Genomic DNA, 13274 nt, shown 5'->3' on the forward strand with positions numbered 1-13274 from the left:
AAGTGTGTGATGAATGTATTGATGTCGATTCGCCGTACCGCCAAGCTGTGCCTGTTTGCGGTCATGACGGCCATCGTTTCGCCTGCCATGGCGCAGGTGATACCTCAGCCGCAAACGATTATTCCCGCACCGCCCCAACTGGCGGCAAGCTCGTGGATTTTAATGGACGCCAACAGCGGCCGTATTCTTGCCGAGCATAATTCTGATGAGCGCCTGCCGCCCGCGAGTTTGACCAAACTGATGACCGCGTATTTGGTGGAGCGCGAGCTAGATCGCGGCACCATCAATCTTACTGACATGGTGAACGTCAGCGAAAATGCTTGGCGCACCGGCGGCTCGAAAATGTTTATCGAAGTCGGCGACCGAGTGTCGGTCGATAACCTGCTGCACGGCATCATCATTGTGTCGGGTAATGATGCAAGCGTGGCGATGGCCGAGCATTTGGCGGGTGGCGAAGCGCCGTTTGCTGATTTAATGAACCAGCACGCAACACGCCTGGGCATGAACGATACCAACTTCATGAACGCCACCGGCTTGCCCCATGAGAATCACTATTCAACCGCTCATGACATGGCGCGTTTGTCTCAGCACATTATTAATGACTACCCCGAGCACTATGCTATCTACTCTCAGCGTAACTTCTCGTTTGGGGGGATTGACCAGCCGAACCGTAACCGCCTGCTGTGGCGCGACCCTTCTGTTGATGGCTTGAAAACGGGCTGGACCACCGAAGCGGGCTACTGCTTGGTGTCTTCTGCTCAGCGTGATGGTATGCGCTTGATTGCCGTGGTCATGGGCACTAACTCAGACGAAGCGCGTGCTCAGGAATCTCAGAAGCTGCTGAGCTACGGTTTCCGTTTCTATGAAACCATGAAACTCTATGAGCGCGGTGCCGTATTGGCAACACCACGTATATGGGGCGGTGATACCAACGAACTGCGTGTAGGCGTCGACCAAGAAGTCTTTATGACGTTGCCCCGGAACCGTAATGAAGAACTGCGTGCGCGTTTAAACCTGGATGCGGATCTTCAAGCTCCTGTGGCCGTGGGTGATAATGTGGGTACCCTAGAAGTATATCTGGGTGAAGAAATGGTCGGTGAGCGCCAGCTAGTAGCGTTAGAAAATATTGAAGAGGGCGGTTTGTTTAAGCGTTTATTTGATCAAGTTCAGCGCTTTTTCAGCAATCTTATTAGCGGCTTTACCAGCTAGTTTTACGATTTTAGTGTGATTAGGCCCAGCTTTTGTCGATGCACCTTGCATTGCCAGGAGTTGGGCCTTATCTAATGGCAGGTGAACCATCGAACGATTTACCGTTTATTGAAAGTGAAAGGCAAACTATGAAAAAAGGCGCTAAACAAGGGTTGCGCGATTTACGCCAGCCTGCGGCCCAAGAGCCCCCCAAAATTACGTTTCCCTGCGACTATCCGTTAAAAGTGGTAGGGGATGCTGCTGATGATTTTCCTGCGGCTGTGTGCCAGGTCATCATTAAGTATGATCCAGATTTTGATGAATCCACGCTGCAGGTTGTCGATAGCCGCAACGGCCGTTTTCAATCGGTGCGCGTGACCATTACTGCTACCGGTGAACAGCAGATTATCGAGCTGTTTGATGAGCTGAAAGCAACAGGCCGCGTTCATATGGTGGTATAGATATGAGCCATGATGCCCCGATAGAGCTCCATCGCCTGGGCCACCGCGCCTATCTGCCCGTATGGGAAGCCATGCGTGAGCTCACCGATAACCGAGATGAGGCCACCGCTGACCAATTTTGGCTTGTCGAGCATGACCCAGTGTTTACGCAAGGGCAGGCGGGTAAGCCAGAGCATTTGTTGATGCCAGGCGATATTCCGGTTGTTAATACAGATCGGGGTGGTCAGGTCACGTACCACGGCCCTGGGCAGGTGGTGCTCTATCCGCTGCTGGATGTGCGGCGCGGAAAAATAGGGGTTCGTGACTTAGTGAGCGCGATTGAAAATGCGGTAATCGCCGTATTGGCTGAGTACGACGTGAGCGCTTGGGCGAAGCCAGATGCCCCCGGCGTTTATGTGAACACCGAGCACGGAGAGGCCAAAATTGCCTCGCTAGGTCTGCGTATTCGTCGCGGTGCCAGCTACCACGGTGTGGCGCTGAACGTAGATGGGGATCTATCGCCTTTTGCACGCATTAACCCTTGCGGCTATGCGGGTATGCAAGTCACTCGGCTGGCGGATGTTGCCACGCTCTCAACGGATCACGATGTGGGTGAGCAATTGGCGTCTGCGTTAGCAGCCCAGCTAAATCGAGGCTTAACGGCGGTTTAAGCAGAAGTGTACTGCCTGCATGGTGAGTCTCACCATGCAGGCAACAGGCTGGACTAACCGACGTTAAACGCGGGAATACGGTTGGCGTCAGGCTCTTCTTGGCCTGGAATGGCAGCGGGGGCAGCCAACCCAAGGTTGTTTTTCTCAAAGACGCGGTCTGCTCGGTAGCTAGAGCGAACCAGCGGGCCGGATGGCACTTCCATAAAGCCTTTTTCAAGGCCCAGCACGCGATAGCGATCAAACTCTTCTGGGCTTACCCAGCGCTCAACCGCCAAATGGTTTTTGGTGGGGCGCAGGTACTGGCCTAACGTCACGATGTCTACGCCAATCTCGCGCAGGTCATCAAAGGTCTGCAGGATCTCTTCGTCGGTTTCACCCAATCCCAGCATCAGGCTGGTTTTGGTGATGATGTCAGGGCGATACTGCTTGGCGTGGGCCAGCACATCCAGCGTCTTACGGTAACCCGCCCGGGGGTCGCGCACTTTGCCGGTCAAGCGCTCAACGGTTTCTACGTTCTGGGCAAAAACTTGAAGCCCTGAATCGACAACCCGCTCAATGGCGGCTTTATCGCCGTCAAAATCAGGCGTGAGTGCTTCCACCACGACCTCAGGCGTGCGGGCTTTGATGGCGCGAATGCAGTTAGCGTAATGGGTGGCGCCGCCATCATCGAGGTCATCTCGGTCGACCGAGGTCAGTACGATATAGCGCAGGCCCATTAGCTCAACAGATTTGGCGGTGTTTTCTGGCTCTTCGTGATCCAGCCAGCCTTTCGGATTGCCGGTATCGACAGCGCAGAAGCGGCAGGCGCGAGTACACACGGACCCCATCAACATAATCGTGGCGGTGCCGTTGCTCCAGCACTCACCCATATTAGGACAGTGAGATTCAGCGCATACGGTGCTGAGTCGGTGGGTAGCTACGTTTTTCTTAACGGCTTCAAAACGCTCGCCGCCAGGAATTTGCGCACGCAGCCATTTGGGTTTGCGATCAAGTGGAGGGGCATCCGCTTGCGCTTTGCGCTGCTTCATGCCGTCTTTGATCACTGACATGCCATGTTCATTACGGAATTTTTCGCCGCTAGGCACGCGCTTGGAAGGGGTGTTGCTCATAGGAGAGAGCCTCTCTACTGTGCGGCTGGCAAACGAAACAATCAAGCGACACACCCTGCAAAATACTCCTGCCTGATGCTGCCGCGACGCGAAGGTCTACCATGCCCTGAGTAACGCTAACTGATACATAGGTTGTAAATAATGTAACATATTTGGCCTTCAACAAGACACCGTGAACCGCTAGTGGTCGTGTTCTAAAGAGAGGGCTGGCAAACACGATACGCCATGGCTGGGAAGCGGACTTCCTGGCGCTTGAAAATGGCGCTGAAACTCGCCTAGATGTTCACGGATAAAGCGCAAAAAAAGCTCCGCCACTGGCGTTGGAAAGTGGTCGCGACGGTAAACCGTGCACCAAGCGCGGCGAATGGGGAAGTTTGGCAACGCCAGCGTGGCCAGCAAGCCCTGCTCTAACTCACGCTGGACGGCCAAGCGAGGCAAAACAGCAACACCTAGGTGGGCCATGACGCCCTGTTTAATGGCTTCATTGGTGCCCAGTTCAATGCGGTGAGGCAGGCCGACTTCCTGGTCGATGGAAAGCTGCTCAAAGGCGCTACGCACGCCAGAGCCTGGTTCGCGCATGAGTACAAAATGGCGCGCAAAATCAGCCAGCGTTGGGCTGGCCATGCTCAGCAGCGGATGCTCTGGCCACACTACTGCCACCAGCTCATTTTCAAGAATCGGCATCACCACTAAACCATCGTCTTCCGGCACCATGGCCATGATCACCACGTCATCCTGCTGCTCCGATAGCCGCTCAAGCGCTTGGCTGCGGTTACACACTTTTAAACGTAGCTGCACATCAGGATAGCGAGCGCGAAATTTGGCCAGCAGGTACGGCACCACGTACTGGGCTGACGAGACGGCGGCGATGCTCAACTTACCGCTGATTTTGCCGTTAATATCAGAAAGGTTCATTTGCAGCCGCGAGAGCTGACCAAAGATTTCCCGCGTTGAGAGCGCCAGGGTGTCGGCGGCGGGCAGGGCATGTAAGGTTTTGCCTGCATATTTGAATAGTGGTTGCCCCAGTGCCTGCTCAAGCTGGCGAATTTGCGCACTCACCGCTGGCTGTGTCAGGCCTAGCTGCTCCGCGGCTCGTGAATAAGAGCGCTGGCGGTGTACCGCCTGAAATACCTGTAGCTGGCGAAAGGTTAAGCGGTTGAGCAGCGTAGGGGATGACATAACCACCTCAGGGTAAACGTCCTCGGTCATTAGGCGCAGTAACCCGCCTGTTGTACAAGGTTGAGCATTAGAGAGGAAATGCTATCACTGATTTAGGGCTATCGCCTTGAAAGCTTAGCGGTATATAAACAGGTATATAAACAAAGACGGGCGGTGGGTAAGCCAAACGCCTCGTTATAAATGAGGCCTCTGTTGGAAAAGAGGGTGGTAACCATCGACGTTGGGCAAGGAGTGGCCTAAACTATATTGCATTGCAGCATCATTGCTTCGGGCTTGGTGCCACGCACCAACCCAACGGGAGACTCTATGAATTACCTTGCAAACCCTCTGCTGGCGTCTATGCCTGGCGGTGACGCTCTCGCAAGCATGATGGACCCCTTTGGGTTCGGGCGTGCCGCCGTGAATTACTGGCGCGATAGCGTAGAGCGCAACGTTCTTTATTGGGATGTCATGCGTGAGCGTGGTAATCAGTACCTTGAGCATATGGAGCAAACCAAGCCCAACGTGCTGGGTTTTGAAACAGAAGTGCTGGTAGATGGGCGCACCTTGCCGAGCCCTACTAACTACGAACTGTTGCGCGTATTGCCGCCTAAAAATACCCAGATTGATCCTCAAAAACGTCCTTTTGTCGTGGTCGACCCGCGAGCGGGGCATGGCCCCGGTATTGGCGGTTTCAAGCCGGATAGCGAGCTTGGGGTAGCTTTAAAAGCAGGCCATCCTTGCTACTTTATTGGCTTTCTCCCTTTCCCTGAACCGGGTCAAACCGTTGAGGACGTGGTAGAAGCTGAAGTCGCTTTCCTGCGCCATGTGATTGCGCTGCATCCGGAAACCACTGAAAAGCCGATGGTGGTGGGTAATTGCCAAGCAGGTTGGCAAATCATGATGGCCGCTGCCCTTGAGCCTGACGTCTTTGGCCCGATTTTGATCGCAGGCGCGCCGCTTTCTTACTGGGCGGGGGAGCATGGTAAAGCCCCCATGCGCTACACCGGAGGCATGACAGGGGGAAGCTGGGTCACTGCGCTAACCACCGATATCGGTAACGGCCTGTTTGATGGTGCCTGGCTAGTCCAAAACTTTGAACGCCTTAACCCGGCCAATACCTACTGGAAAAAGCAGTATCACCTCTATGCCAATGTGGATACCGAAACCAAGCGCTATCTAGAGTTTGAGCGCTGGTGGGGTGGCCATGTGGTGCTAGGCGGGGAAGAGATTCAGTACATTGTCGATAACCTATTTGTCGGCAACCGCCTTTCCACGGCGCAGCTCGTTACCCGCGATGGCCGGCGTATTGACCTGCGTAACGTCCGCTCGCCCGTTGTAGTGTTCTGCTCCCGTGGTGACGATATTACCCCGCCGCCTCAGGCGCTGGGCTGGATTCGTGATCTGTACGAAGGCGAAGAGGATATCGTTGCCAATGAGCAAACGATTATCTATTGCCAGCACGATACGACCGGCCATTTAGGGATTTTCGTATCTGGCAGCGTGTCGCGTAAAGAGCACTCAGAATTTACGGCCAACATGGACTATATCGATGTTATGCCGCCTGGGCTTTACGAAACCACGATTTCCCATGCCAACGAGCACCCCGATGCCGAGTTGATTGAGCGTGACTACCTGCTTGAGTTTACGCCGCGCAACTTTGAAGAGCTGGATCGCGACGTCATGCATAAGCCTGAAGACGATCGCCGCTTTGCCACGGTAGCCCGCGTTTCTGAAATCAATTTGGGGCTATATCGTCTTTACGTGCAGCCATGGCTGCAGGCCACGATGACGCCAGAAGCGGCCCGCTGGATTCGGCGTATGCACCCCATTCGTCTTGGCTACAAGCTGATGTCTGACCGTAATCCGCTCACCGTGCCGCTGCCGGTCATGGCTGACTATGTACGTCGCCATCGCAAGCCGCTTGAGCAGGACAACATGTTCAAAGCGTTAGAAGGCATGGCGTCAGACCAAATTGTGGCAAGTCTGGATGCATGGCGCGACCTGCGCGATAGCTCGACGGAACGCCTGTTTATGGATGTGTATGGCCAGCCGGTGCTCCAGGCAGCGGTTGGACTGTATGGCGACGCGCACGTGCATCGCCGCCGCCCTGGTGCGGAGCCTGAACACCGCCGCTTTATTGAAAACCGCCAAAATGAGCTGCGTCACAAAATTGCTCAGGGTGGCCATCATGAAGCGGTGATGCGCTCGGTGATTTACGTGTTGGGTGGCGCGCCCGCCACCGATGAACGTAACTTCAAGCGCCTGCGTGCATCGCGTGCAGAGCTTGAGCCCGGCACTTCACTGAGCGAGTTTAAGCGGCTGGTGCGTGAGCAGTTCTTTATACTCAAACTTGACCGCGAACAGGCGCTGAACTCGCTGCCCACGCTGTTGAAGGGTAAAACCAGCGACGAGATCGACGGCTATCTTAGCCACCTTGAGCATGTGTTTGCCGCCAGTGGCGAGCTATCGGCGCATGCCGCTGAACGCTTCAACCAAGTGAAAGCGCTGTTTGATAAGGCTCGCCCAAAGGCGTTATCAGCACCGGCACCCGCAGCGGCATCTAAGCCTGCCGCCGTTGCGGTGACACCGGCTGCTAAGGTGGAAGAGAACGCCCCGGTGAGCACAAGCGCATCGGAAGTCAGCGCTGAAAAAGCCCCGCAAACAGCCAGTGAAGCGCCCAAGAAAAAGCCGGTTAATCGCTCTGCTGGGCAGCGTCGAAGCACGCCTCGTAAGCGCTAAATCGATCAGCTGAGCCAACTACGCCCCCACCTAACGGTGGGGGCGTTTTTATTGCGAAGCCTCTATTTGGGTTGCCGAGTGCCAAGCGGCAGTCTAGTGTCTAGCTACTCCCTTGCAAAAACATGCATCTCTCACCATTAGGTGTTGCTTACCAGCGACTGGCAGCGTTGGCCATGCTTTCCTTGTTAGGGTTGCTACTGGCGCTTCATCTAGGGCTGGGGTAGGGTAGGCGCATTTTTCTCATGGTCGCCAAGTAATCTTTCAGGCGGCAACGTATTCAGAGCATGGGCGATAGCGCCTGGGCAATAAGAAAGTGGAGCACTATGGGCAAGTCACTGGTCATCGTCGAATCGCCCGCGAAAGCGAAGACGATTAATAAGTATCTCGGCAACGATTTCATCGTCAAGTCGAGCGTGGGTCATATCCGTGACCTGCCGACCAGCGGCTCAGGTAAGGCAGCCTCCGACCCAAAGGAGCGCGCTCGCCAAGCCGCGGCAACGCGTAAGATGTCGGCGGAAGAGAAGGCAGAGTACAAAAAGCGTAAGGCCCACGACCAGTTAATTCGGCGGATGGGGATTGACCCTGATAACGCCTGGGAAGCGCGCTATGAAGTCCTTCCGGGCAAAGAAAAAGTCGTTGCTGAACTAAAGAAGCTCGCTGAAAAGGCTGACGCCGTTTACCTCGCAACGGATTTGGACCGCGAAGGGGAAGCCATCGCTTGGCACCTGCGCGAAACCATTGGTGGCGATGACAGCCGCTATAAGCGCGTGGTGTTTAACGAAATTACCAAAAACGCCATTCAAGATGCGTTTAAAGCGCCCGGCGTGTTGAATATTCCTCGCGTTGAAGCGCAGCAGGCGCGCCGCTTTTTAGATCGCGTAGTGGGCTTTATGCTGTCGCCGCTGCTGTGGGCCAAGGTCGCGCGGGGGCTGTCTGCCGGGCGTGTGCAATCGGTGGCGGTGCGTTTGATTGTCGAGCGGGAACGCGAGATTCGAGCTTTCATTCCTGAAGAGTTTTGGGACGTGCATGCAGATCTCGTCTCTCCAGACGGTGAGCTGGTGCGTTTTGCGCTGGCCCGTCAGGACGGCAAGCCGTTTCGTCCCACCTCTGAAAAAGAGACGACGGAGCGCATTGCCCAGCTGCGTAAAGCCAAGCTCTCGATTACTGGGCGGGAAGATAAGCCCACCAGCTCCAAGCCTACGGCGCCGTTCATTACCTCAACGCTGCAGCAGGCAGCCAGTGGTCGGTTAGGGTTCTCGGTCAAGAAAACCATGACCATGGCCCAGCGTCTCTATGAGGCAGGCTATATCACCTATATGCGTACCGACTCGACCAATCTGTCTAAAGACGCGGTGGAGAGTGTCCGTTCGTTTATTGGTGATGAGTACGGCGAACGCTATTTGCCAGAAGCCCCCAATCGCTACAGCAGTAAAGAGAGCGCCCAAGAAGCACACGAAGCTATCCGGCCCTCTAGCGTCGAGCGTAAGGCTACCGACCTTGCTGGTATGGAGCGCGATGCAGAACGCCTCTACGAGCTTATTTGGCGCCAATTTGTTGCCTGTCAGATGACACCTGCTGAATACCTCTCCAGCACGTTGAGTGTAGAGGTGGATGGCTACGATTTGCGCGCTAAAGGGCGCGTGCTGAAGTTTGACGGTTATACCCGAGTGATGAAGCCATCGGGCAAAAACGAAGATCAAAGCTTGCCGGACCTGCCCAAAGGCACGGCCATGGGGCTCGAAAGACTCGACCCTCAGCAGCACTTCACCAAGCCGCCTGCTCGCTACACCGAAGCCAGTTTGGTCAAGGAGCTGGAGAAGCAGGGCATTGGTCGTCCTTCTACTTATGCATCGATCATCTCCACCATTCAAGACCGCGGCTATGTAAAGCTGGAGAGCCGTCGCTTCTATGCGGAAAAATTGGGCGATATCGTCACCGAGCGCTTAAAAGAGTCCTTTGCTGATTTGATGGACTACTCCTTTACTGCACGTATGGAAGATAGCCTTGATGAAGTAGCAGAGGGAGAGCGCAACTGGCAGTCGCTGCTAGACGCTTTCTATGAAGAGTTCCGTATGGAACTGATGAAGGCAGAGAGCGAAGAGGGCATGCGGCCTAACCAGCCAGTGCCTACCGACATCGACTGCCCCAGCTGTGGCCGCAAAATGCAAATTCGAACCGCCTCTACCGGTGTGTTCTTAGGCTGCAGCGGGTACAACTTGCCGCCTAAAGAGCGTTGTAAAACCACCATTGACCTTATTCCCGGTGAAGAGGCTGTGGCGGAAGACGCGGGTGAAGAAGCGGAAACCAACGCACTGCGTGCCAAGCGTCGCTGCTCGAAATGCGGCACCGCAATGGATAATTATCTGATTGATGAAACCCGTAAGCTGCACATCTGTGGTAACAGCCCCGATTGTGATGGTTACGAGATTGAGAGCGGCAAGTTTAAGATTAAAGGCTACGATGGCCCGGTCATTGAGTGCGATAAGTGCGGCTCAGAGATGCAGCTCAAATCCGGGCGCTTTGGTAAATACTTTGGCTGCACCAACAGCGAGTGTAAAAACACCCGTAAGCTGCTGCGCAGTGGCGAAGTGGCGCCACCTAAGATGGACCCCATCCCGATGCCCGAACTTGCCTGCCAAAAGGTGGAAGATCACTACGTACTGCGAGATGGTGCCAGTGGCTTGTTCCTCGCGGCCAGCAAATTCCCCAAAAATCGGGAAACCAGGCCGCCGTTGGTCAAAGAGTTGAAAGCGCATGCCGATGAGCTGCCCGAGAAATATCACTTTATTCTCAAGGCGCCCAGTGAAGACCCAGATGGCCGCCCAGCGCAGATTCGTTACTCGCGGAAAAATAAAGAGCAGTACGTGATGACCGATGAAGAAGGCAAAGCGACCGGCTGGAAAGCAACCTTTGAAGGCGGTAAATGGCACGTGGAGGATAAACGCAAGTGAGCCCTCGTTCGCGTACCAATCAACTGCTGTATCAGGCCGAGCTCCTAGTAGGCCTGCCGGTAGGCGAGGATGAGCACAGCCCCGCTAGGCAGATGGCGATTGAGGAGAGCGCGCTTTCTCTGTTCGAATTAGCTCTGGGTTCGCTGCTCAAAGAGGTGACCGAGCACGCCCGGTTGACGAACCATGACTGGCGAGCGCTGCTTGCCAGTGACGGCCCGGATGTGGCCGAGCTTCAGCGCCTGCGGGATGCGATGCACCAGCCCGAAAGCTGGCTTCATTGGCTTGTAGGGCAGCTAGACAAGCTGCACAGTGATGAGGGGGCGGCGCGTCGTAGCGTGCAAAATCCCGCCATGATTGCAGTAGGTAGCCAGTTATCGTTAGCCGAGCAGCTACTAGACAACTTGCAGGCGGCTAAGCGTGATATCGCTTCGCTGCGCGAGACAAGCCAAGAGTGGTAGGCGGCTGTCGGCAAGATGAAGCGTTAACAGGTATCGGCTGTGTTTAACGCAAATTGGTAAGCACAGGCGCTGACAATGACCGTTTGAATAGGGTATAAAGCCGTCATTCACGTATTGTCGGTCAGCTGCGCTGTGCCGTTTTTTGAGAGCAATAATGATGCCTGTGAACCGCCGCCGATTTTTAGCGATGGCGCTGGGTTGGCCTGCTGCGGCCAGCGCCGCGACCACCAGCATGGCTGAGAATTATGCACCGCCAGATCTTGTTGCTACGCTGCTTTCACGGGCGCATGTGCCGCGTCACAGCAGCGAGTTGTGGGTGCTGATCGATGATAAAGAGGCCACGTTAAGCGTATTTCGTGGCAATGAGTTGTTGGAAAGGTTTGCGCCGATTTCATTAGGGCGAGGTGGTGCCAAGACCCAGCGAGTACGCGGTGATAACGTCACGCCACTGGGTGAATTTAGGATTAATCGATTTAATTACGAAAGCCAGTGGCATATCTTCATTGGTATCGATTATCCTACGCCACCTCACGCGCGCATGGCGCTCGAAGCAGGCATCTATTCCCAAGCGGATTACGAAGCTTACTTTGATCACTATCGTCGTTACGGTTCGCCACCGCAAAATACTGCATTGGGTGGAGCCATAGGTCTTCACGGGCTCGGCGGCGGTGATCCAGATATTCACGGTAGCTACCACTGGACCCAAGGGTGCGTGGCAGTGACCAATGAAGAAATTGAACGCGTGGCCGCATTAGTAGATGTTGGCACTCGCGTAGTGATCCGCTAGGCTTGTGTAGTTGAAGGAAGTTCTAGGTTTTGAGCATGTGGCTATAGACAAGCGCTGTGGTCTATTATAAAACAGCGTTTGACTTGCGTGCCTTGGTACGTAACCCTGGTACAAGTCGCTGTAACGAACCTGCATCGCAGGTAGACAAACTTAAGCTAACGCTTTAGCCTTATTTTTTGTCGTACCCTTAACGTAGTACCCAAGGAAGACTCAAGGAGAACATTATGACTTTTAAAACTGCTCTGAAGATGACCGCTGCTGCCGCTTCTCTGGCAATCCTGGCTGGTTGTGCTTCTACCAGCGCTCTGGAAGAAGTTCGCATGACTGCTGAATCTGCACAGGCTGATGCCGCAGAAGCACGCAGCATGGCTTCACAAGCTCTGAACACTGCAAACCAAGCTCAGCGCGACGCGCAAGCTGCCCTGCAGATGTCTGAGCAGAACCGTGAAGAAATGAACCGCATGTTCCAGCGTTCCATGCAGAAGTAATTCTGCTTGGGCCAACGAGTTCTCTAAGTTCTCGATGGTCGCTGTAGATGTGAAAAACCCCGCTTTGGCGGGGTTTTTTATTGCCTGACATTTGTATCGGTTAGGCGTCGCCTTCAACGCGTACCGTAGTGGAAAGCTCAACGCCTTCCAGAATGCCCTCTAGCTGCTGGGTAGGCTGCGGCTCTGGTTCGGGCTCAGGTGCTGGAGCCTGCGGGCCGTACAGGGCTACAAAACGACCGTCTGGTGCTTCAACGGCACGCTTGACCTGTTCGTAGTCCACTTCTGCTTGATCTTCTGCAAGCTCAGCAACCCGCTCAATCGCATTCAGCAGCGGCTCGAAGTCACCGACGTTCTCTTCTAGCTGCGGATAAGACTGCACGAACAGCGTGCCATCGGCAGCCCAGCCTGCTTTAAAGGGCGCGTCCATTAGGTTGACCTGAGTACCGCTAGGCAGGCGATCGTACAACGATTCAATATCTTCCGGGTACATACGAATACAGCCGCGGCTGACACGCATGCCTACGCCGTCAGGGCGATTGGTGCCGTGAATCAGGTAGCTAGGCATTGCCAGCAAGATCGCGTGGCGTCCCAGCGGGTTATCTGGCCCTGGCGGAACAATCGCTGGTGCTGGCTCGCCACGTGCCGCTGCTTCACGACGCATGGACGCTGGCGGTGCCCAGGCAGGGTCCTTCACTTTTACCGTGGTGCGAGTAATGCCCACCGGGGTGGCAAACTCTTCACGACCAACGCTGACCGGGTAGGTTTCAACGATGCCCGGGTTGTCGGCGGGGTAGTAGTAGAGGCGCAGCTCGGAAAGGTTGACGACAACGCCTTCACGGGGGGCGGGCGGCAGAATATAGCGTGCGGGAATCACAACTTCTGTGCCTTCGCCGGGTACCCATAGGCTGACATCGGGGTTGGCCATGCGGATCTCTTCGTAGCCAATATTATGGCGACGAGCGATGTCGATGAGCGTTTCTTCAGGGTTGTCGACGGTGATGGTGTAGTACTCACCAATAATGTCGCCGTGTTCTGGTAGGCGGAAGTGGCCACGTGGCAGTTCACGCGTGTCGGCAACCTGTTCTGCACTTGCGGTGGCGTCATCCGTTAAGGTAACGGCGGTTTCGGCCTGCTCGGTGTCGGCCGATGGCTGTGCATAGACTGGGCCCACAAGGCTTGCTGCCAGCAGAACTGCTAGGCTGGTAGGTCCCCAAAGGGTAATGTTCTTACGAATGTTCATGGTCGATCCTAATCAATGTATGCACTGCTGGTAAGCATGGTT

The 13274-nt window shown here is 55.1% G+C and carries 11 protein-coding genes; 8 read left to right on the forward strand and 3 right to left on the reverse strand.

All coding sequences use genetic code 11. The features are described from left to right. Window positions 1–9 precede the first annotated feature (9 nt). The 3 genes from R0J87_RS06160 to lipB all read left to right on the forward strand — a co-directional run bounded on the left by R0J87_RS06160 (window position 10) and on the right by lipB (window position 2299). Complete coding sequence (locus R0J87_RS06160) at window positions 10–1209, forward strand: D-alanyl-D-alanine carboxypeptidase family protein (RefSeq protein WP_404346012.1); 1200 nt, start codon at window positions 10–12, stop codon at window positions 1207–1209. A 128-nt stretch (window positions 1210–1337) separates the two neighbouring features. Then, window positions 1338–1649, forward strand: coding sequence for an HP0495 family protein (locus R0J87_RS06165; RefSeq protein WP_404345511.1), 312 nt, complete (start codon window positions 1338–1340; stop codon window positions 1647–1649). A 2-nt stretch (window positions 1650–1651) separates the two neighbouring features. Continuing rightward, a complete protein-coding gene (lipB, locus tag R0J87_RS06170; RefSeq protein WP_404345512.1) occupies window positions 1652–2299 on the forward strand; it encodes a lipoyl(octanoyl) transferase LipB in 648 nt (215 codons plus the stop codon). A gap of 53 nt (window positions 2300–2352) precedes the next feature. Here the strand turns inward: lipB and lipA are convergent, their stop codons facing one another. Both lipA and R0J87_RS06180 read right to left on the reverse strand, forming a co-directional pair. Then, window positions 2353–3408: a lipoyl synthase gene (lipA, locus tag R0J87_RS06175; RefSeq protein ID WP_498885041.1), complete on the reverse strand. Its 1056-nt coding sequence runs from the start codon at window positions 3406–3408 to the stop codon at window positions 2353–2355. Between the two features lie 180 nt (window positions 3409–3588). Beyond that, window positions 3589–4587 (reverse strand): LysR family transcriptional regulator, encoded by a 999-nt coding sequence (locus R0J87_RS06180; protein ID WP_404345514.1) that lies wholly within the window; start codon window positions 4585–4587, stop codon window positions 3589–3591. Between the two features lie 306 nt (window positions 4588–4893). Between R0J87_RS06180 and R0J87_RS06185 the strand changes: the two genes are divergently transcribed. The 5 genes from R0J87_RS06185 (at window position 4894) to R0J87_RS06205 (ending at window position 11992) form a co-directional block, all read left to right on the forward strand. Next, on the forward strand, window positions 4894–7308 hold the full coding sequence (locus R0J87_RS06185) for a DUF3141 domain-containing protein (RefSeq protein ID WP_498885043.1): 2415 nt from the start codon (window positions 4894–4896) through the stop codon (window positions 7306–7308). Between the two features lie 323 nt (window positions 7309–7631). Next, the gene (gene topA / locus R0J87_RS06190; protein ID WP_498885045.1) at window positions 7632–10259 is read left to right on the forward strand and encodes a type I DNA topoisomerase; all 2628 of its coding nucleotides are present in this window, start codon (window positions 7632–7634) and stop codon (window positions 10257–10259) included. After that, window positions 10256–10717 (forward strand): DUF6586 family protein, encoded by a 462-nt coding sequence (locus R0J87_RS06195; RefSeq protein ID WP_404345517.1) that lies wholly within the window; start codon window positions 10256–10258, stop codon window positions 10715–10717. The genes topA and R0J87_RS06195 overlap by 4 nt, the downstream gene beginning before the upstream one ends. Before the next feature lie 154 nt (window positions 10718–10871). Further along, window positions 10872–11504: a L,D-transpeptidase family protein gene (locus R0J87_RS06200; RefSeq protein WP_498885047.1), complete on the forward strand. Its 633-nt coding sequence runs from the start codon at window positions 10872–10874 to the stop codon at window positions 11502–11504. Window positions 11505–11728: 224 nt separating this feature from the next. Then, the gene (locus tag R0J87_RS06205; protein WP_188640280.1) at window positions 11729–11992 is read left to right on the forward strand and encodes an Lpp/OprI family alanine-zipper lipoprotein; all 264 of its coding nucleotides are present in this window, start codon (window positions 11729–11731) and stop codon (window positions 11990–11992) included. Window positions 11993–12092: 100 nt separating this feature from the next. Here the strand turns inward: R0J87_RS06205 and R0J87_RS06210 are convergent, their stop codons facing one another. Next, window positions 12093–13232, reverse strand: coding sequence for a L,D-transpeptidase family protein (locus R0J87_RS06210; protein ID WP_498885049.1), 1140 nt, complete (start codon window positions 13230–13232; stop codon window positions 12093–12095). Window positions 13233–13274: the final 42 nt, after the last annotated feature.

Source organism: Halomonas sp. SIMBA_159, from assembly GCF_046536035.1.
Taxonomy (GTDB): domain Bacteria; phylum Pseudomonadota; class Gammaproteobacteria; order Pseudomonadales; family Halomonadaceae; genus Vreelandella; species Vreelandella venusta_A.

Coding starts and splice junctions, on each gene's coding strand:
- R0J87_RS06165 (WP_404345511.1), top strand. CDS start 1,338: ATGAAAAAAGGCGCTAAACAAGGGTTGCGCGATTTACGCCAGCCTGCG.
- R0J87_RS06200 (WP_498885047.1), top strand. CDS start 10,872: ATGATGCCTGTGAACCGCCGCCGATTTTTAGCGATGGCGCTGGGTTGG.
- R0J87_RS06210 (WP_498885049.1), bottom strand. CDS start 13,232: ATGAACATTCGTAAGAACATTACCCTTTGGGGACCTACCAGCCTAGCA.
- R0J87_RS06160 (WP_404346012.1), top strand. CDS start 10: ATGAATGTATTGATGTCGATTCGCCGTACCGCCAAGCTGTGCCTGTTT.
- topA (WP_498885045.1), top strand. CDS start 7,632: ATGGGCAAGTCACTGGTCATCGTCGAATCGCCCGCGAAAGCGAAGACG.
- R0J87_RS06205 (WP_188640280.1), top strand. CDS start 11,729: ATGACTTTTAAAACTGCTCTGAAGATGACCGCTGCTGCCGCTTCTCTG.
- lipA (WP_498885041.1), bottom strand. CDS start 3,408: ATGAGCAACACCCCTTCCAAGCGCGTGCCTAGCGGCGAAAAATTCCGT.
- R0J87_RS06185 (WP_498885043.1), top strand. CDS start 4,894: ATGAATTACCTTGCAAACCCTCTGCTGGCGTCTATGCCTGGCGGTGAC.
- R0J87_RS06180 (WP_404345514.1), bottom strand. CDS start 4,587: ATGTCATCCCCTACGCTGCTCAACCGCTTAACCTTTCGCCAGCTACAG.
- lipB (WP_404345512.1), top strand. CDS start 1,652: ATGAGCCATGATGCCCCGATAGAGCTCCATCGCCTGGGCCACCGCGCC.